Source organism: Achromobacter sp. HZ01, from assembly GCF_003267925.1.
GTDB lineage: Bacteria > Pseudomonadota > Gammaproteobacteria > Burkholderiales > Burkholderiaceae_B > Achromobacter > Achromobacter pulmonis_A.
The window spans coordinates 1,195,503-1,212,926 of the sequence record NZ_LWKV01000002.1; the positions used below are offsets into that span (position 1 = coordinate 1,195,503).

Genomic DNA, 17,424 nt, shown 5'->3' on the forward strand with positions numbered 1-17,424 from the left:
ATGCCTCAGCTCAAGACCGGCAAGACCGCCGTCGGCGCCCTGCTCGCCGTCACCGTCGTCGCCGCGCTTTTCTACATCAACCGTCCGGAAAGCGCGTCGGACCTGCAATCGACCGACTACGCCTACGTGCGCGCCGACTTCACCCAGGTCGCGCCGCAGGTTTCGGGCCGCGTCGCCGAAGTGCTGGTCGAAGACAACCAGCGCGTGGAGCCGGGACAGCTGCTGGCGGTGATCGATGACCGCGACTTCGCCATCGCGCTGGAGCACGCCCGCGCCAGGGTCTCCAGCGCGCAGGCCGTGATCGACAGCCTGGACGCCCAGATCGCCCGCCAGGAAAACGAGATCGAGCGGGCGCAGGCCACCGTCACGGCCGACAGCGCATCCCTGCGCCTGGCCCGGGCCGATCTGGCGCGCTACCGCAATCTGGCGGCGGACGGCGCCGGCACCGTGCAGGCGCTGCAGCGCGCGCAGGCCCAGGCCACCATCCACGGCGCCAATCTGGAAAAGGACCGGGCCGCCCATCAGGCCGCGCTGCGCCAGCTCGACATCCTGCGCGCCGAACTGCGCAAGGCGCGGGCCGCGCTGGCGCAGACGAAGGCCGAAGAGGCCGCCGCGGAACTGAATCTCTCGTATACGCGCATCACCGCCCCGATCGCGGGCACCGTGGGCCAGCGCGCGCTGCGCGTGGGGGCCTTCATCGCCACGGGCAAGCCCGTGGCCGCGATCGTGCCGCTGGACGCGGTCTACATCGAAGCCAATTACCGCGAAACCCAGCTCGCGCGCGTGCGCCCCGGCCAGCCGGTGAAGATCCGCGTGGACGCGTTGCCCGGCGTCACGCTGCGCGGCACCGTCGACAGCCTCGCGCCGGCCAGCAACGCCAGCTATGCCCCGCTGGGCCCGCAGAACGCCACCGGCAACTTCACCAAGATCGTGCAGCGCCTGACCGCCCGCATACGCCTGGACGCGGACCAGCCGCAGGCCGCGCGCCTGCGCGTGGGCATGTCGGTCGAACCCGAGATAGACGTGTCCGCCGAGCCGGCCGCCGGCCACAAGGTCGCCGCGCGCGGCGCTACCTCGTATTCCGACTGATTCGAAGCCCCTGCGGGCCGGATATCGGCGTATCTGTGGCGTGTTCCAAGTACTGGAACCGAAACTTTCACCAAATCATGTGAGGACAATTTTCAGCGTTTTCCCCGCAATCGCCGTAGGCCCCAAGGCCCGCCCATACACAATGTCGGATTTGAAGCGATTTTCTAATAGCGCCTGGTTATTTGCCTGACTAGGCTGGCCCTGAAGCTGCCAAAAAAAGGAAAGAAGAAATGCACAGGGCCAGTGAACAGGAACACGACAAACAGGCGCTCATCATCGGCTGGATTCTGGACGGTCCCAGGCCCGTCTTCACCGATGTGATCAGCGAAGTCCGCAGGTGGATGGACGATGGGCTCGAGGTCTATGAAGTGACCCGGGTCCACGGCAGCAGTGGCAAGCACCTCAGCCCTTTGGAGGCCCGCAGTCCGCGCCGCGCGCGGGCCGGCCTTTGACGGGCGGGGCGCCGTACAGGAGGAAAAACAATGAGAACCGGAGTCATCAGTCTCAACGGTTACCGTCTCGAGTACAAGCTGTGCGAAGTCTCGTTGCGGCCGGGCTGGAACGTGTGGGTGCGCACCTCGCCCCACAAGAGCTGGACGCAGATCGGCACGGGCGATCGCGTGTTCGCCAATGAACATGCCGCCATGAGCGGCGTGAAGCACACGGCCGAGGAACTCAACGCGCGGCGCCTGAAAATATAGCGGCGCGGGGCCTGCCCCGCGCCGCGTCTGCCGCCGGCCTCAGCGGCCGCGCACCTTCACCGCCTGGTCGATGGCGCCGAACAGCGATTGCCTGCCGTCCAGCGCCTCGATACGGACCCGGTCCCCGTGCCGCAGGTAGGGGCGCAGGTCTTGTTCCGGCGCGCCGTCCAGGATCTGGCGCACGCGGGCCTCAGTGATGCAGGCGCTGCCGGCGGCCGGGTCCTCGTTGCTGATGGTGCCCAGGCCGATGATGCTGCCCGCGCCCAGCGCCCGCGTGCGGGCCAGGTGCGCGATGACCTGCGAGAAGTTGAAGATGGTCTCCACGTTCGAATGGGGCTGGCCGAAGGCCACGCCGTTGATCGAGATGTGGACGCGGAAGTTGGGCATGCTGTCTTTCCACAGCGCGCCCAGCGCCGCCGGCGTGAGCGCGATGGGCGCGAAGCTGGTGGCGGGCTTGCTCTGGTAGAAGCCGAAACCCTTGGACAGTTCGTCGGGAATCAGGCCGCGCAGGGACACGTCGTTGAGCAGCACCACCAGCGCGATGCATTGCTCGGCCTGCTCGACGCTGACGCCCATGGGCACGTCCTTGGTGATGACGGCGACCTCGGCTTCGAGGTCGATCTGGTGCGCCTCGTCGACGGCCTCGATGTCGTCCTGGGCGCCCAGCATGACGTCGGAGCCGCCCTGGTAGACCAGCGGCTCGGTTTCATAGCGCGGCGGAATGGGCTCCTTGCGCCATTGATAGATCAGGCGCGCGTGATTGCGGTAGACGGACGCGTCGGCCCACTGGTAGGCGCGCGGCAGCGGCGCCATGCAGGCGGCCACCTCGAAGGCCGGCGCGCCGGCCCAGCCGGCCGCGTCCAGCGCCTCGCTTTGCGCGAGCAGCCGCGGCGCGAGCGCGTCGAAATCATCCAGCAGCGCTTGCAGCGTCGGAGCGGCCTGCGCGGCCGTCCAGCGCTGGCCGGCCGCGTCGACCAGCATCAGCTGGCCGTCGCGGGCGCCGTTCTTGCGCGTCGCCAGACGCAAAGGCAGGTTGGGCAGCGTCATTGCATTCCTTTGCCGGCGGTCCGGCCGGATTGGGTGTCGGTCCATGCGCGCAGCGTCTGGTGGGCGGTCTTGGCGAAGCCGGCGACGACCTCGGCCGGCGCCACCTCCACCGTCAGCTCCAGGCGGAAGCCGTTGGGATCGAAGAAGTAGACGGATTCGATGTAGCCGTCGTGGTCGGTCACGCCCAGCACCTCGATGCCGTGCGCTTCCAGCCTGGCCTTCATCGCCACCAGGTCCTCCATGCTGTCGACGCGCAGCGCCATGTGGTTGACCCAGGACGGCGTGTTGGGCGAAGGCAGCGCGGCGGTGTCGTCGCCCAGGTCGAAGAAGGCGATGTGCGAGCCGTCGGCCATGCGGAAGAAGATGTGAACGTACGGGCAATAGTCGCCCGTGCTGGGCACATGGTCCTTCTTGATGACGTGCACCAGCGGCAGGCCCAGGATGTCTTCGTAGAAGTGACGGGTTTCCTCGGCGTTCTTGCAGCGCCAGGCGAAGTGGTGCAGACCGTGTACGGGACGGGGCGAGTTCATGTCGTACTCCTTTCTGGATCAGTCCAGAACGATGTTGGCCTGGCGGATGACCGCCCCCCATTTGAGGGACTCCGCGCGGGCCAGGGCCTTGAATTTTTCGGGCGTGCTGGGCAGCGGCTCGAAGCCGAAATCGCTGAAGCGCTGCAGCACGTTCGGATCGGCCAGCGCCGCGTTGAGCTGCCGGTTCAGCAGCGCGACGACCTCGGCCGGCATGCCGGCCGGACCCAGCACGCCTTGCAGGGCGAAGACCTCGACGTCGCTGACGCCCTGCTCCGCCAGCGTAGGCACGTCCGGCACGGCGGCCGAACGCTGCGCGGTGCCGATGGCCAGCGCGCGCACCCGTCCGGACTTGATGTAGGAAATGCCGGACGCGAGATCCAGGAACATGACGGGCACGTGGTTGCCCAGCAGGCTCTGTATGGCGGGCGCGGCGCCCGCGAAGGGCACGTGCGTCAGGTCCGTACCGGTGCGGCTCTTGAACAGTTCCATGGCCAGGTGATGCGGCGAGCCGTTGCTGACCGAGGCGAAGTCGACCTTGCCCGGGTTGGCGCGCACATAGGCCAGGAACTCGGCCAGGCTGCGCGCCGGGAAGTCGGGATGGACCACCAGCAGCAGCGGAAAGCGGCCAATGGCGCCGACGTACGTGAAGTCGTTCTCGGGGCTGAACGCAAGCTTCTTGAACAGGTGCTCGTTGAAGAACAGCAGCGCGTTGTCGGCCGACATGATGGTGTAGCCGTCAGGCTTGGACCGGGCCACCAGGTCGGCGCCGATATTGGTCGAGGCGCCCGGCCGGTTGTCGATCATGAGCTGCTGGCCCAGCTTGGGCCGCATGCTTTCGGCCAGCGCGCGCGCCAGGTTGTCGGTGCCGCCGCCGGCCGGATAAGGCACCACCCACTTGATGAGGCGGTCCGGATAGGCGCTCTGGGCGGCGGCGCAGGCCGGCCCCGCCAGGGCGCTGGCGGCGAGCAGCTTGAGTACGTGACGACGATTCATGGATGGTTCTCCCCCGGTGTTTTTCTTGGACTCAGCCTGCCGACAGCGACGGCTGCGGCAGGTCTTTCAAGGCGGCGTCGATGGCGGCCTTGCAGGCCGCCTCGTCGCCGAGCCGCTCGAACAGCAGCAGGGCCAGCCTGGACAGGAACAGCGACTCGCGCTCCCGGCCGGCCTGGCCGATCGCGTTGCTGCAATAGGTATAGACGCGGTCCTGCGCTGCGGCGTCGAACATCACGACGGACTCCTCTGGATTTGGCATGCTTGGGCAATGGCGGCCTGCACCCTGGCGGCGTCGGCGCGCCGCCAGCGCGCACAGACATGGCCGTCGGGCCGGACGAGATAGGCGGTTCCTTCGGTTGCGCCATAGGCGCGCGCGGCGGGGCTGGAGGCCGGCGCCGCCACCGCGCGACAGGGCACGGCGCCGGCGTCCCGCGCCAGCGCCATCGGCTCGGGCCCGAAGCACAGCAGCGTGAACGCGTCGCCGGCCAGCAGATCCGTGACGAAAACGCCGTCTCGCACCGGCGCGTCATCCAGCGGCGCGCCGGGCGGCGGACCGGCCTCGAACGCATCGCTTGCCGCCGACAACGCCGAGGACTGGTAGTGGATGGCGTGCGTCTGGCGCGGGTTGATCAGCCGCGCGATGCCCGGATGCGCGCCCGCCAGCGACAGCGCGGCCTCGCGCATCAGCTCGAAGCCGCGGTGCGGCGGCGACATGAATTCGGTGCTGCGCATGGCGCTGGCCGCGTTGACGTGAAACGCCTCGATGCGCTCCTGGCTATAGCTGTCCAGCAGCGCGTCGCCGGCCTGCCCGCGGATGCGCGCGGCCAGTTTCCAGGCCAGGTTGTCGGCGTCGTCGAAGCCGGAATTCAGGCCGCGCACGCCGAAGATCGGCATGGCGTGGGCCGAGTTGCCGGCGAACAGGATGCTGCCGTGGCGGTAGCTGTCCAGCGTCATGGCGCCGGCGCGGTAGATCGAAGTCCAGACCGGCGTCCACGGCAGGTGGCCTTCGCCGATCGCGTCCAGGTGGTTCTGCACGAACGCCCGGATCTGCGCGGGCTCCATCACCTGGGCCGCGTCCTGCCCGGCGGCCAGCTGGTAATCGACGCGCCAGATGTCGTCCGGCTGGCGGTGCATCAGTATCGTGGTGCCCCGCGCCCAGGGCGGATCGAACCAGGCCCGGCGCTCGGTGGGCGACTTGCTGGGCAGCTCGATGTCGACGATGGCGTAGCGCCCCTGGTATCCCACGCCTTTGAGTTCCAGGCCCAGGCTGTTGCGCACGAAGCTCTGGCCGCCGTCGCAGGCCACCAGCCAGTCCGCCCGGGCGTCGTAGTCGCCCAGGGGGTTGCTGACGGTCACGGCCACCCCGTCCGCCTCCTGCCGCACCGCGGTGATCCTGCTCTGCCAGCGGAAGTCGATGGTGCCCGGCCGCTTCCGGTTCACCGCGGCGATCTCGTCCAGCAGGTACTGCTCGATGTAGTACTGCTGCAGGTTGATCATGGGCGGGAACTTGTCCGCCTCGCCCGTGGGCATATCGAAGCGGAAGACCTCCCGGTCGCCATAGAAGCTGCGCCCGCGGGTCCAGGCCAGGCCCTTCTCCATGAAGCGCGCGACCACGCCCAGCCGGTCCAGGATCTCCAGGCTGCGCCGGGAGATACAGGCGGCGCGGCTGCCCTCGCAGACGGAATCGTCGGCCTCGATCACCACGCTGCCCACACCCCGGCGGGCCAGCCCGAGGGCGACGGCCATGCCCACCGGGCCGCCGCCCGCGATCAGCACCGGGTGCCGGCCGGGCTCGTCGCGCCCGGCCAGGCCGGCAGGCATCCGCGGCGCATAGCGTTGATACGTGAAAGGTCCGATATGTGTAAGCGGCACGATTGGCAAGCCCTGGTTTTTCGTACATTGATGTCGAACAATTATCTGGCTTGCCGCCGCTTAAAATGTCATACAAAAATACGACGTACTAGCCCGAGCATGAAAGTCACCCGCCTGTCCTCGAACGCCGCTTCGGCCAGTCCGCAGCTCGCCCTGCGCCTGATCGAAGCCATCGGCTCGCACGCATTCGCCACGCAGGTGCTGGAATCCCTGGAAGACTTCGTGCCGGCCAGCCACTGCACCATCTTCGGGCTCAAGAGCAACGGCCGCATGGAGGCGCTGTCCAGCGCCAGCGCCATCGGCCAGATCGCCACCATCACGGCGGTGGACTACATGCAGATGGGCTTCGACCAGCTCGACTCAAACACGCTGTGGCTGTCCAAGCGCAAGCCGGGCCGCGAACGCCAGTTCTGGATGGGGCACCAGTTCGCCAGCGACGTGACCCACGCGCGCTACCGCCAGCTTTGCTACGACGTGCCCGGCATCCGCGAGCGCCTGTCGCTGCTGTCGGTCTTTCCCGACGGCTACCGGATCTCGCTCAGCCTGTACCGCAACCATTCATATCCCGACTACAGCGTGGCCGACATGCACTGGCTGTCGCTGCAGGCGCCGATCCTGGCGGCCGCGGTGCTGCGGCACGTGACGCTGTTTCCGCAATCGCTCACGCCCCGCGCCTCGGAACAGGAACTCATTTCCACGCTGTCGTATCGCGAGCGCCAGATGGTCGCCCACATCCTGGACGGCCTGACGACCAAAGAGGCCGCCGCGCGCATCGGCATCGCGCAGACCACGGCGGCCACGTACCGCTACCGGGCTTTCCGGCACCTGGGCGTGGGCACGCTGGGCGAGCTGTTTGCGCTGATGCGCAGCCCGCCTGCGCGCCGCAAGCACTACCGATAGCGGCTATGGCGCCGCCGGCGGCGCGTGCCGGTTCACGTAATCGAGCAGTGCGTCCGGCATCGCCTGCACGGGATCACGCGGCGGCGCGTCGCTTCGCAAGTCGACGTAAAGCGCGATCGCGGCCAGCAGCGCCGCGCGCACGGACTCGCGCTCATGCGCGGCCACGGTGGCCGCCAGCCGCGCGCTGGCCGGCGGCGGCAGCCTCTCGATCTTCCTGACGCCGCGCTGCGGCCCGCCGGCCCGGCGGTGCAGCATGGGCCCCAACACCTGGTCGCGCAGCAGGCCCAGGATGCCGATGGCTTCGAACAATTCGCCGCGCGCCAGCTTGGCGGCGCCGTAATGCAGCCAGATCCATGCCCTGCGCTCGAACCATTCGGGCGTGGCGGCCGGCCATGCGATCGCCGCGGCCTCCAGCCGCGCCTCGATCCACTGGCGGTCGCGCGCGAACAGCACGGCCGGCCGCTCCACCCGCCGCTGCAGCTCCGCCGCGGTCACGAACTTCAGGTCCACGTGCAGCAGTTCCGGGCCATACAGGCAGATCAGCAGCCGGGGCTCGCCCACGTGCTCGCCGGTAAACGCGGACAGCAGCCCGCCGATGCGCTCGGCGAACGCCAGGCGCGAGGCCATGACGTCGTCATAGCTGGCGTCGTCGCAGACGATGACGAAGTCCAGGTCCGAATACGGGTCCAGGCCGCCGTGGATATACGAGCCTCCGACCAGCAGCGCGATCATGCGCGGGTCCGCCGCCACCGCCGCGCGGACTTTTTCCAGGAACCCGCCGTGCAGGGCGGGAAGCGTGTCTGCCATGTCGAATCCTCCGAACCGGCAGGCCAGGTTACCGAATCCGCCGCCCCGCGGGCAAGCGTCCCCAATAGCGGCGGCGCTGCCCGGCATACCCGTGCGGCAATACTATTGCGGTTTATATCCGTCAATTTCATACTTCCAGCCCGGGCCTGTACTTCCACGGAGGTGCTGCGGTGTATGACGACATCCGAAAGCAAGGGGCGCGGGCCGCCCGCGAGGGGCTGACCCTATGGGACTGCCCCTACTTCCGGGCGGATGCGATGCCCGGACACACGGGCGAATCTCCCGAAAAATGGCGGGCCAAGGTCGAAGCCTGGGAGGCCGGATGGAAAGCCGAGGTCGGCATCCGCCGGCCGCCGCCGGCGCGCAGCCGGCCGGCCAGGCGGCGCGGCGCCTAGTGTCCCGTCCCGTCGATACGTCCGCACGCGCGCCCTCGCCGGGGCGCGCGCGGCTTTCGGCACGCCGCTTGCTGACTCACGCCGGCACCGCTGTTGAAGAGCCTGCGCCATGATCGAGCACGATGTCGAAGTCGGCGACCTGACGGTCCATTTCTACGATTCCGGAAAAATCGAGGGCGCCACCTTGCTGGCCCTGCACGGATGGCCCCAATCCGCGTGCTGCTGGTTCGAGCCCATGTCGCGCATGAGCGGCCTGCGGGTACTGGCGCCCGATCTGCCCGGTGTCGGCGCCTCTTCGGGACGTCCGCCGCGAGGCGACAAGCGCGCCCTGGCCGCCATCCTGCTGCAAGCGCTCGACCGCCTACAGGTCGACCGGTTCTGCGTGGCCGGCCACGACGTGGGCGGGATGATCGCCTACGCGCTGATGCGCATGCAGCCCGCGCGGCTGAGCTGCGGCGCCATCATCGGCGTGTCGGTGCCGGGCGTAGCCCCCTGGACGCACGTGGCCGCCGATCCGGCGCTATGGCATTTCGGCCTGCACCGGGTGCCACACCTGCCCGAAGTACTGGTGCGCGACCACGTCGCGGAGTATTTCGATTTCTTCTACACGGCGCTGCGCGGCCCGGCGGGCGGCGTGCCGGCGCGCAACCGACAGGCGTATTGCCGCGCCTATGCGCGCCCCGACGCCCTGAGCGCCGGCTTCGACTGGTATCGGGCGTTCGACGAAGACGCCGCCGCCAACGCCGCCGACGCCGGCCCCTGCACCGTGCCCCTGCTTTACGTGCGGGGCGGCGACGACGCCGCCGCGCTCGAAAGCCATGCCAGCGGATTGCGGCAGGCGGGCTTTGCCCGGGTCGAGACGGCGCGCATCGCGCGCGCCGGCCACTTCGTCCCGGACGAGGCGCCGGCCGAACTCGCCGCCCTGCTCACCGGTTTCATCGCCGAATTCGGCTGGAGCGAGCTGGCGTCGCACCCGTAGGCCGCCACCGACGGATACCCCCAGCCATGAAGCACAGCCCAACCGATTCCGCCCACGACAGCCACGCCGGCCGTCCGTACCTGAAGTTCTGGATCAACATGGCGCTCGGCCTGGCCGTCATGTACTTCGTGATGTTCTCGATGATCGACGGCAGCCGCGACTTCCGCAACAACCTGAACATGTTCTACATGGCCGTCACCATGTGGGCGCCCATGGGCATCTTCATGCTGGCGACCATGCCCGGCATGTTTCCGCGCAAGACGCTGAACCTCGTGCTGGGCTGCCTGTTCTTCGTGCTGACGGCCGTGTCGTTCGCCGCCACGCGCCGCCAGGCCGCGATCGACGACCGGCAGTTCATCGCCTCGATGGTCCCGCACCATTCCGGCGCCATCCTCATGTGCCGGCAGGCGTCGCTGACCGACGCCGAACTGATCGAGCTGTGCAGGAACATTGCCGCCGGGCAGCGGCGCGAGATCGAGCAGATGAACGCCATCGCGGCGCGCCTCGATGCGGGCCGTTGAACGCGGCGCCGGCATCGCTGGATACCGATAGAGTGAAATCCTGCTTCAGCGCCGCGCGTCGGCGCAATCCGCGCCGGTGCGCCTTGCGGGCAACGGCGTATCGCCGCCGGTATTGCCCGCGTAGCGCCGGATCTTCTCTGCCAGCTCCGGCGTGGCGCGCTCGTAGCCGTAGCAGTACGGCGGCGTCGGCGCGGCCTCGGGGCGGTAATCCTGCAGCACCGGCTTGGCGTCGCCCAGGTACAGATTGTCCTTCAGCCGCAGAAAGGCCTTGTGGTCCTGCGTGTAGCCGTGTTGCGCCTTGCGCCGCTCGTACGCGCCGCGGTCCGATTCGCCGTTCGGCAGCGCGCTGCGTTCGGAGGCGATGGGGATATAGCGGCAGTAGTTCACGTTGACGCCTTCCACCGTGGGGTAGAACTCGGGCTCCACGCACTTGCGCCGCGTATCGTTGCTGAAGATGTTGCCCTCGATCAGGGCCTTGGCCTCCAGGCTGAAGCTCATGCCATAGAAGTCCCAGTTCTCCAGCAGGTTGTTGTACACGTGGAAGGTGCCGAACTGCCCGCGCGGATTGCGCTGCACGGTGTTGAAGAAGTAGTTGTGGTGCAGCGTGACCCGCGCTATCGAATCGCGGCCGTAGTTCTGGAACAGGTTCTTGGAGGTGATGTTGTTGAGCAGCATGACCTTGTTGGAATCATGGAACTTGGTCCACGAGATCGTGACGTCGGTCGAGCCGTTCTTCACGTTCAGCAGCCGGTCCGACATGCGCGACAGGTCGAGATGGTCGACCCATACGTCGCGGCTGCCGTTGGCCACGTTCACCGCCTGCGTCAGCCGCTTCAGGCGGCCGTCTATGGTCAGGTGCGTGAGGATGACGTTGCGGCTGCCGTACACGCCCAGCCCGTCGTCGATCAGCGCCACGCGCCTGCCGCGCCCGTCTATGGTGACGTCGGACGGCACGCGCAGCTGCGATTCCAGCACGATGGTCATGTCGGACGCGAAGCGTATCCACGCCGGTCCCTTCTTGGCCTGCGCGAGCGCCGCGCGCAGCGTGCCCGGCCCGGCGTCCCGGTCCGATGTGACCTCGATCCAGCGTCCGCCCTGGCCGCCCGTGGCGCGCGCGCCGTAGCCTTCGCGCTGCGCCAGCAGCCCGGAGACCAGCGGACAGTCCGCGTCCGGCGTCGCGCAGGAATCGGCGGCCTGGGCCGTGCCGCCGTACAGCAGCGCCAGGACCAGCAGGCCGCGCATTGCGCTCAAGATCGGCTTCATGGCGTGTCGCTCCCTATCGTTGCGCCGATCGGTCCGCGGCCGCGACGTGACGCCAGATCCCGCCGCTCAGGCGCAGGTCTTCCGGCGGGCCGGCCAGGTGCTCCCTGAGCCGTTCGAAATAGGCCTGCTGCCAGCGCTGCGCGTAAGCCTCGGCGTCCTCGCCGGGCGCGGCCGAAGGCAGCATCTCCAGCGTATAGGCCACGCGCCCGTTCTCCCAGCGCGGCGCGTAGAACACCGAAGGCACGCCCAGGCGGTGCGCGAGGTGCGAGGCGAAACCGGAGTAGGTGACCTGCTGGCCCGCGAAGGTGGTGCGCGGGGCGGCCGGATTGGCCGCGCCGTCTATCGCCAGGCACAGCACGTAACCCGAGCCGAGCGCGCGCATGCAGGCCTTGGCGACCTGGGCCTCGGTCTGGTCGGCGGTGGAGATCAGGGCGGCGGAATAGCTGCTCTGCGCGATGCTGGGCGCGGTCGCCAGCCAGCGCGACGGAATGCCCAGCAGCTCCAGCGCCATGAGACCGGCGTACATCGGCCCCACGTGCGCGGTGGCCACCACCACGCCGCGGCCGGCCGCCAGCAGCGGCGCGAAAAAGCGCTCGCCGGTGTCGAGTTCGCCCAGCAGCTGCATGGCGTCCTCGACGTCGTCCTCGCGGCATTCGAGCCAGTCGAACAGCAGATGGTCCATCAGATGGCCCCAGCGCGCGCGGCGCTCCCATTGCGCGCGGTCCACGCTCTGGTCGCCGCGCAGCGACCAGGCCCAGTCGAGCCGGGCCTGCGGAATCGGCGCGGTGTCGAGCTTCGTCTCCAGCTGCGCCATGGCCTGCTCGAAGGTGGGCGGCAGCTGCAGGTTGCGGCGGGCGACGTAATGCTCGAACAGCGCCTCGGCCTCCTGCTTGCGGCCCGCCTGCGACAGCGCGCCGATGGCCGAGCGCTGCCAGATCTGCTTGTCGGGCGATTTCTCCACCAGATGCAGCATCTGGTCGGCGGCCTCGTCGTACTGCTGCGTGTAGCGCAGGGCGCGGGCGTACAGCGCGCGCGTCTGCTCCAGCTCGGGCGCCAGGTCCAGCGCCTGCTTGAGCGGCGCGACGGCCTCCTTGTAGCGCCCGGCGCGCAGCAGGGTCTCGCCGTACAGCGTCAGCAGCCTGACGTCGGCGGGCGCGGCCTGCAGGCCCGCCTCGAAATGCGCCGGCGCGTGCGTCTTGCGGTCGTCCTCGCCGCCGCGGCGCAGCAGCGCCAGCCCGAGCGAGGTGCGCAGCGGCGCGCTGTCGAGGCCCGCCTTCAGCGCCGCCTCGCCCAGCATGATGGCGGCTTCCACCCGTTCGTCGTCGAGCAGGGCGCGCAGGGCCACGGTGGCCACGCGCTCGTTCGGCAGCTGGTCGGGGTCCAGCGCCGCGGCGATGCGGGCGGCCTCGGCCGCGTCGCCGTTGCGCACGAAAGCCAGCAGCCACCAGTAGGTTTCGTCGGCGTCGCGCTGCGCCAGGCCCACGGTGGCGCGGGCCACCTCGGCGGCCTCGGCCTTGCGGCCGGCCTGCACGCGCAGCTGAATGCGGGCGGCATGCAGCGCCGCGGTGTCGGGTTCGATCGCGGCGGCCGCGTCGGCCTCGGCGATGGCGCGGTCCCATTGCTCGGTGCGCGCCAGCAGGCTGGCCAGCAGGCGGCGGTCGTCGGCGCGCGCCGGATAGGCGGCCGCCAGCCGCTCCAGCGCGGCGATGGCCGGTTCCAGCCGGCGCTCGCGCACCAGCGGCGCGACCAGCAGCCGGCGCACGTCGCGCCAGCCCTCGCCCGTCTGCGCCAGCGCCGGATCGAGCCGGGCCATTTCCTGCGCCGGATCAGCCGCGCCGAGGATTTCCTGGATGACGCCGCGCAGCCGCGCCGTGGCGTCGGCCTGCGCGCGGCGTTGTTCGATAAGCGCTTCAGCCATGACGCAATCCCCTCAGCAAAGCCATCGCGACACGGGCGATGAACATCAATACGAAGCCCAGCGCCAGCGCCTGCAGCAGCAGAATCCCGGTGCGCGGGCTGCTGGGCCGGTCCGTGGGCACCGGCTGGGCGATGATGGACAGATAGCGCTGCAGGCGCAGCGTGTCGGTCATCGCCTGCTGGTAAGACTGCTGCGCCAGGGTCAGGTTCGAATCCGCGAAGGCCTGGGTGTTACGCAGCGCCTCGTACGACTTGAGCTGCTGCGCCTCGGTATTGCCCTGGCCGCTCAGGCGCTGGCGCACCGATTTCAGCCGCTTCTTCAGCGACGCCACCTGGAGTTCGGCCGGCTTGAGCATGAAGTGGTCCTTGTTGCCCAGCGCGCGGATCTTGTCGAGATTGGTCTGCGCGCTGCTCAGCTCGGTTTCGAGCTGGCTGGACAGGTTAAGCAGCATCGACACGGTAGCGGTCGGATCGATATTGCCGTGCGAGGTGCGCCAGGCCGTCAGGGCTTCGCGCGCGGCCAGCGCCTCTTTCTCGGCCAGCCTGACCGACTCTTCGCTGACCTTCAGCTTGTCGGCCACGCCTTTCTCGTTCATGGAGCTGACGAACTCCTCGGCCAGGACGATGAGTTCCTTGGACAGGGTTTCGGCGTGCTGCGGCGAGAACGCGCTCACCCGCAGCACGTCGATCTGCTCCAGCGCGTTGAACGAGACGTGCACCGCGGCCCGGTAGGCGCGGTACAGCTCGTCCTCGCTGGAGTCCTCGTCCAGGCGGTTCAGCGGGTCCAGGCCGGAATTGGCCAGGAACTGGCGCAGCCCCACCTTGCGGTCGAGCTGGCGCATGCAGTCGCGCGACTTGAGGAACTCGCTGACCGCCCAGCCGTCGACGAAGCCGCCCAGCATGCCGCCCATATTGCCCGTGGTGATCAGGCTGGCGGCCCCGCCGCCGCCCTGCTGGCCGGAGGCGGACTGCACGAAGAAGCGCGACTCCGCCTCGTAGCGCGGCGTGGCGACGAACAGCACGTAGGCCAGCGCCAGCGCCACCGGCGCGACCACGATGGCCGCGTTGATCCAGCGGTGGCGGCGGCGCTCGCGCAGCGCGGACTCGCGCTCGCGGCGGCGGCGCGCGATCTCCGAACCGCCTTCAGAAGCCGAACTGGCTTTCCTCGAAGTTTCCTGCGAGGAGCTCATCGCCTGCGCCGCCGGAGTCGCCTCTTGATCGCCTCGGCGGGTACTTCTGGAGGCATTGGTCGAGGTCGTCTTCGATGCGGAGGGCGCTTCGTTCATAAATCAAGCCTTTGTAGCAGTAGTCCGCCAGCTGGTTCTGGCGGTAACTGGAGAAAATGAGTGTCCGGCCGACCAGCCGCTCTTCGAACAGCGCCAGCCACAGCCGGGTGAAACGGCAGGGTTCGAAAGGAATGGACCCCTCGATCACGTAGACGTCGAACGCCGGCGCCAGCGCCAGCGCGAACGAAAACTCCTGCCGCGCGTAGAGCGGCCAGTGCTCCATGGGCCTGGCCAGGAACTTCGGGTCGCTGACCAGGTCGGCGACCAGTTCGTAGGTGGCGTCGGCGTCCAGTTCGTACATTTCGCACACGAAGTCGATCATGCTCAGGCCGCTGGCCTTGCCGCGGATGAAGCCCTGGCGGCCTATCGCCCACGAGACGTTGCCGTCGTGCTTGACGAAGCCCTGGCGCGGCGGCCGCAGATTGCACAGCAGGTCCACGAGCTGGCGGTGCATTTCCGGCGCCGGCGACAGCAGGGCGTAGCGGCCCACCGGAATGTCGAGCGTGGCGCGCGACAGCAGCGGCTGCCGGCTTCCGTAGGCATAAGGCTCGTCGGTCACGCCATTGAGATGGATCATCGTCTTGCCTCACATCGGCTGGACATTGGGGCGGGCCAGCCGTTCGCCCGCCAGGGCGACCACGAACAGGAACACCAGCGCCGTCAGGAAGTAGCCCAGGCTCGCGTCCTGCGATTCGTAGGCGTCGAAATAGACCGAGCGCAACAGCTGCATGCCGTGGGCGAACGGAGACCACAGCATCCACGGACGCAGCTGCTCGGGCAGCTGTTCCGACACGAAGAACACGGCCGCGAAGATCTGCAGGAAGCGCTCGATCACCGGCGCCAGCCGCAGATAGAACGGCCAGAAGGTCGCGATCGAGCCGAACAGCAGGCCCATGGCCGAGCCGCAGCATCCCATCAGCACCACGTACAGCACGAAGCCCGCCCAGCTCTGCGGCAGCGTGATCAGCTCCAGCGCATGGCCGGCGCTGATCAGCACCGCGAACACCACCAGGTACACCGATACATAGATCATCGCCTGCACCAGCGCGCACATCAGCGGCGTCACCCCCTGGAAATTCAGCAGCCCGCGGGCCGACACGTAGGCCGCGCTGCTTCTGAAGATGACCTGGCGGAACATGATCCAGGTGGTGGCTCCCAGCAGCGAGAAGGTCTGCACGTCCATGCCCATGATGAAGTGCGTGCCCATCAGGATGTACAGCGACGAAATCAGCGTCAGCAGCACCACGGGCCCGACCAGCGCCCACAGCAGCGCGATGCGGCTCTCGCCGTGCATGACGTGCAGCTGGTAGATGACCATCGCCAGCAGCGTGCGTCCCACCGGCCGGCCGCGCGCGGCCGTCGGCTGCGGCGCTTCGTGCAGCACTTGCAGGCGCTCGCGCAGCGTCGCGAGATCGCCGGCCTCGTCGGGCGACAGCTCGATCTCCATCGCGATGTCGTTGCGCGAGGCATGGCGGCGCGCCTCGCGCGCCTCGTCCTGCTTGCGCCGCTCCACGCGCCGCGCGTGCGCCGCGGCCAGGCGCGCGTCCTCGGCTACCAGCCTGGCCGGCATGTAGCCGGGCGCGAACACCTCCACGCCCTCGCGTATGTCCTGCTCCAGCAGGCGCACGATGATGCGCAGGCGGCGCCGCGAAAAGTCGGCCAGCGTCTCGTCGACCTTGCTGCGCCCGATCTCCGCGTCCAGCTCGGCCTGCACGGCCTCGTACACCGCGCGCCGGGCCGCCACCGAATCGTGCGGCTCGCCCTGCAGCCGCGCCAGCAGCGGCTTGAGCAGCACGTCCGGTTTGGCCTGGGCCTCGAACAGCGCGGCCGGGTCCAGGCGCCAGACCGCGGCGCCGGACCCTACTGCGTAGTCGCTGCTTTTACGGCGCGAGCGCCATCCCTTGATCCTGTCCTCGTTGCTCATCGACACGCTATTGGGTGATGGCCGACGAGTTGGAGGAACCCGAATCGCTGTCGATCGCCCGCGTGGCGCTGAAGCCGGCGCTCATGGTGACGCGGAATGCCGACAGGACCTTCTGCACCTGCGTGAACGGCGCGTCCGAAATATAGATGGCCTGGCCTTCGTGCACGGTGAATTCGCGCGCCAGCGCCACCTGCTCGGGCCGGGTCATGTCGAACTGGTAGACCACCGGCAGCTTGTCCGGCTTGCCGTCCACGCCAGCGGTGGCGGGCGTGAACAGGAACACCGAGCGCGGGTCGGCCGTCTTGTCGTCCAGGCCGCGGGCGTCGGCCAGCGCGTCCAGCACGCTGTAGTTGCGCTTGCTGATGGCCACGCGGCCCTGGTTGCCGGCCGCGCCCAGCACGGTCAGGTATTCGCGCGAGTCGTAGGCGGTGATGACGTCGCCCGGACGCAGCAGGATGTCGTTGTTCTGGTTGCGGTAGATGTCCGACAGCCGCACCGAGGCCACCTGGTTGTCGCGGCGCAGGCTGATCACCAGCTGCTCCGGATTGGTCTGCACCGGCGCGCCCTGCGCCAGCGCGCTGCTCAGGCGCTGCGACGTCTGGGTGATGGGATACATGCCGGGCTTGGTCATGTTGCCCTGCAGGGTGACCATCTGGCCGCGCGCGTCGGCCGCGCGCGTCACGCTGACGTCGGCCCCCATGACCAGCTTGCTCAGGCGCGCCACGATGGCGTCGTGCAGCTGCGCGAGCGTCATGCCGGCGGCCTGGAACTTGCCCAGGATGGGGAACTGGACGTAGCCCTGCCGATTGATTTCCTGGTTGCCCAGGTCGCTCACGCCGGACGGGTCGGCCGCGAACACGCCCAGCCCGCCGCGCTCCCACACTTTCACGTTGATGCCGTCGCCGGGAACCAGGCGGTCGAACCCGGCCTGCGTGAGATCGCGGTAGCTCACCGGAAAATCGGCCACGTCGGGCACCCTGCTGGCCTGCGCGAGCTCGCGCGAGACGGGCATCACCACGACGTCTTTGTCGTCGTGGGCGCCCGTCATCTCGCTCAGCATCGGCCCGGAACGCGGCAGCTGGCACCCCGCAAGCGTCGCGGTGGCAAGCAGCAGCATGGCCAGGGCCGCCTTTCTACGCGGACCCCAGGCCGGGACGTTCATTTGCATAACTACCTTTATCTCCAGGACATCGGTTGGAT

Annotated in this window: 19 protein-coding genes; 7 read left to right on the plus strand and 12 right to left on the minus strand. The window is 68.8% G+C overall.

Annotated elements, in window-relative coordinates:
* The 3 genes from A6B37_RS14530 to A6B37_RS14540 all read left to right on the plus strand — a co-directional run bounded on the left by A6B37_RS14530 (position 1) and on the right by A6B37_RS14540 (position 1,790).
* A complete protein-coding gene (locus A6B37_RS14530) occupies positions 1 to 1,089 on the plus strand; it encodes an HlyD family secretion protein (protein ID WP_111826143.1) in 1,089 nt (362 codons plus the stop codon).
* A 230-nt stretch (positions 1,090 to 1,319) separates the two neighbouring features.
* Positions 1,320 to 1,541, plus strand: a complete 222-nt coding sequence (locus A6B37_RS14535) for a hypothetical protein (RefSeq protein ID WP_111826144.1) — start codon at positions 1,320 to 1,322, stop codon at positions 1,539 to 1,541.
* Between the two features lie 30 nt (positions 1,542 to 1,571).
* Complete coding sequence (locus tag A6B37_RS14540; RefSeq protein ID WP_111826145.1) at positions 1,572 to 1,790, plus strand: hypothetical protein; 219 nt, start codon at positions 1,572 to 1,574, stop codon at positions 1,788 to 1,790.
* A gap of 39 nt (positions 1,791 to 1,829) precedes the next feature.
* Here the strand turns inward: A6B37_RS14540 and A6B37_RS14545 are convergent, their stop codons facing one another.
* From A6B37_RS14545 to A6B37_RS14565, 5 genes are read right to left on the minus strand one after another with little or no spacing between them, the layout of a single operon-like run.
* Positions 1,830 to 2,816: a fumarylacetoacetate hydrolase family protein gene (locus tag A6B37_RS14545; RefSeq protein WP_210405806.1), complete on the minus strand. Its 987-nt coding sequence runs from the start codon at positions 2,814 to 2,816 to the stop codon at positions 1,830 to 1,832.
* A 17-nt stretch (positions 2,817 to 2,833) separates the two neighbouring features.
* On the minus strand, positions 2,834 to 3,367 hold the full coding sequence (locus A6B37_RS14550; RefSeq protein ID WP_102773127.1) for a VOC family protein: 534 nt from the start codon (positions 3,365 to 3,367) through the stop codon (positions 2,834 to 2,836).
* Positions 3,368 to 3,385: 18 nt separating this feature from the next.
* Positions 3,386 to 4,360 carry a tripartite tricarboxylate transporter substrate binding protein gene (locus tag A6B37_RS14555; protein WP_111826147.1) on the minus strand — a complete coding sequence of 325 codons (975 nt, stop codon included), beginning with the start codon at positions 4,358 to 4,360 and terminating at the stop codon, positions 3,386 to 3,388.
* Between the two features lie 31 nt (positions 4,361 to 4,391).
* Entirely contained in the window at positions 4,392 to 4,592 is a 201-nt protein-coding gene (locus A6B37_RS14560; protein WP_102773125.1) for a hypothetical protein, read from the minus strand.
* Complete coding sequence (locus tag A6B37_RS14565; RefSeq protein ID WP_111826148.1) at positions 4,592 to 6,181, minus strand: FAD-dependent monooxygenase; 1,590 nt, start codon at positions 6,179 to 6,181, stop codon at positions 4,592 to 4,594. The genes A6B37_RS14560 and A6B37_RS14565 overlap by 1 nt, the downstream gene beginning before the upstream one ends.
* 150 nt (positions 6,182 to 6,331) lie before the next feature.
* On the opposite strand from A6B37_RS14565, the gene A6B37_RS14570 reads away from it, so the two are divergent.
* Positions 6,332 to 7,132, plus strand: a complete 801-nt coding sequence (locus A6B37_RS14570; protein ID WP_102773123.1) for a LuxR C-terminal-related transcriptional regulator — start codon at positions 6,332 to 6,334, stop codon at positions 7,130 to 7,132.
* Between the two features lie 3 nt (positions 7,133 to 7,135).
* Here the strand turns inward: A6B37_RS14570 and A6B37_RS14575 are convergent, their stop codons facing one another.
* Entirely contained in the window at positions 7,136 to 7,939 is an 804-nt protein-coding gene (locus A6B37_RS14575; protein WP_111826149.1) for a nucleotidyltransferase domain-containing protein, read from the minus strand.
* A gap of 170 nt (positions 7,940 to 8,109) precedes the next feature.
* Between A6B37_RS14575 and A6B37_RS26335 the strand changes: the two genes are divergently transcribed.
* The 3 genes from A6B37_RS26335 to A6B37_RS14590 all read left to right on the plus strand — a co-directional run bounded on the left by A6B37_RS26335 (position 8,110) and on the right by A6B37_RS14590 (position 9,834).
* Positions 8,110 to 8,334: a CrpP-related protein gene (locus A6B37_RS26335; protein WP_111826150.1), complete on the plus strand. Its 225-nt coding sequence runs from the start codon at positions 8,110 to 8,112 to the stop codon at positions 8,332 to 8,334.
* A 109-nt stretch (positions 8,335 to 8,443) separates the two neighbouring features.
* Positions 8,444 to 9,313 carry an alpha/beta hydrolase gene (locus A6B37_RS14585; protein WP_111826151.1) on the plus strand — a complete coding sequence of 290 codons (870 nt, stop codon included), beginning with the start codon at positions 8,444 to 8,446 and terminating at the stop codon, positions 9,311 to 9,313.
* A gap of 26 nt (positions 9,314 to 9,339) precedes the next feature.
* Entirely contained in the window at positions 9,340 to 9,834 is a 495-nt protein-coding gene (locus A6B37_RS14590) for a DUF305 domain-containing protein (protein WP_111826152.1), read from the plus strand.
* A gap of 45 nt (positions 9,835 to 9,879) precedes the next feature.
* Here A6B37_RS14590 and A6B37_RS14595 read toward each other — a convergent pair whose 3' ends face one another.
* The 6 genes from A6B37_RS14595 to A6B37_RS14620 all read right to left on the minus strand — a co-directional run bounded on the left by A6B37_RS14595 (position 9,880) and on the right by A6B37_RS14620 (position 17,392).
* The gene (locus A6B37_RS14595) at positions 9,880 to 11,097 is read right to left on the minus strand and encodes a polysaccharide lyase family 1 protein (RefSeq protein ID WP_111826153.1); all 1,218 of its coding nucleotides are present in this window, start codon (positions 11,095 to 11,097) and stop codon (positions 9,880 to 9,882) included.
* Positions 11,098 to 11,110: 13 nt separating this feature from the next.
* On the minus strand, positions 11,111 to 13,015 hold the full coding sequence (locus A6B37_RS14600) for a CDC27 family protein (RefSeq protein ID WP_111826154.1): 1,905 nt from the start codon (positions 13,013 to 13,015) through the stop codon (positions 11,111 to 11,113).
* Positions 13,008 to 14,036 (minus strand): sugar ABC transporter, encoded by a 1,029-nt coding sequence (locus tag A6B37_RS14605; protein ID WP_168202219.1) that lies wholly within the window; start codon positions 14,034 to 14,036, stop codon positions 13,008 to 13,010. The genes A6B37_RS14600 and A6B37_RS14605 overlap by 8 nt, the downstream gene beginning before the upstream one ends.
* Positions 14,037 to 14,157: 121 nt before the next feature.
* On the minus strand, positions 14,158 to 14,877 hold the full coding sequence (locus tag A6B37_RS14610; protein WP_102773114.1) for an ATPase: 720 nt from the start codon (positions 14,875 to 14,877) through the stop codon (positions 14,158 to 14,160).
* A 9-nt stretch (positions 14,878 to 14,886) separates the two neighbouring features.
* Positions 14,887 to 16,224 (minus strand): ABC transporter permease, encoded by a 1,338-nt coding sequence (locus A6B37_RS14615; RefSeq protein WP_102773113.1) that lies wholly within the window; start codon positions 16,222 to 16,224, stop codon positions 14,887 to 14,889.
* Between the two features lie 7 nt (positions 16,225 to 16,231).
* A complete protein-coding gene (locus tag A6B37_RS14620) occupies positions 16,232 to 17,392 on the minus strand; it encodes a polysaccharide biosynthesis/export family protein (RefSeq protein ID WP_102773112.1) in 1,161 nt (386 codons plus the stop codon).
* Positions 17,393 to 17,424: the final 32 nt, after the last annotated feature.

Bases quoted from the DNA above. Each gene is read 5' to 3' on its own strand.
- A6B37_RS14615 (WP_102773113.1), bottom strand. From the start codon at position 16,224: ATGAGCAACGAGGACAGGATCAAGGGATGGCGCTCGCGCCGTAAAAGC.
- A6B37_RS14565 (WP_111826148.1), bottom strand. From the start codon at position 6,181: ATGCCTGCCGGCCTGGCCGGGCGCGACGAGCCCGGCCGGCACCCGGTG.
- A6B37_RS14600 (WP_111826154.1), bottom strand. From the start codon at position 13,015: ATGGCTGAAGCGCTTATCGAACAACGCCGCGCGCAGGCCGACGCCACG.
- A6B37_RS14595 (WP_111826153.1), bottom strand. From the start codon at position 11,097: ATGAAGCCGATCTTGAGCGCAATGCGCGGCCTGCTGGTCCTGGCGCTG.
- A6B37_RS14620 (WP_102773112.1), bottom strand. From the start codon at position 17,392: ATGCAAATGAACGTCCCGGCCTGGGGTCCGCGTAGAAAGGCGGCCCTG.
- A6B37_RS14555 (WP_111826147.1), bottom strand. From the start codon at position 4,360: ATGAATCGTCGTCACGTACTCAAGCTGCTCGCCGCCAGCGCCCTGGCG.
- A6B37_RS14540 (WP_111826145.1), top strand. From the start codon at position 1,572: ATGAGAACCGGAGTCATCAGTCTCAACGGTTACCGTCTCGAGTACAAG.
- A6B37_RS14610 (WP_102773114.1), bottom strand. From the start codon at position 14,877: ATGATCCATCTCAATGGCGTGACCGACGAGCCTTATGCCTACGGAAGC.
- A6B37_RS14590 (WP_111826152.1), top strand. From the start codon at position 9,340: ATGAAGCACAGCCCAACCGATTCCGCCCACGACAGCCACGCCGGCCGT.
- A6B37_RS14530 (WP_111826143.1), top strand. From the start codon at position 1: ATGCCTCAGCTCAAGACCGGCAAGACCGCCGTCGGCGCCCTGCTCGCC.
- A6B37_RS14585 (WP_111826151.1), top strand. From the start codon at position 8,444: ATGATCGAGCACGATGTCGAAGTCGGCGACCTGACGGTCCATTTCTAC.
- A6B37_RS14560 (WP_102773125.1), bottom strand. From the start codon at position 4,592: ATGTTCGACGCCGCAGCGCAGGACCGCGTCTATACCTATTGCAGCAAC.
- A6B37_RS14575 (WP_111826149.1), bottom strand. From the start codon at position 7,939: ATGGCAGACACGCTTCCCGCCCTGCACGGCGGGTTCCTGGAAAAAGTC.
- A6B37_RS14550 (WP_102773127.1), bottom strand. From the start codon at position 3,367: ATGAACTCGCCCCGTCCCGTACACGGTCTGCACCACTTCGCCTGGCGC.
- A6B37_RS14535 (WP_111826144.1), top strand. From the start codon at position 1,320: ATGCACAGGGCCAGTGAACAGGAACACGACAAACAGGCGCTCATCATC.
- A6B37_RS14570 (WP_102773123.1), top strand. From the start codon at position 6,332: ATGAAAGTCACCCGCCTGTCCTCGAACGCCGCTTCGGCCAGTCCGCAG.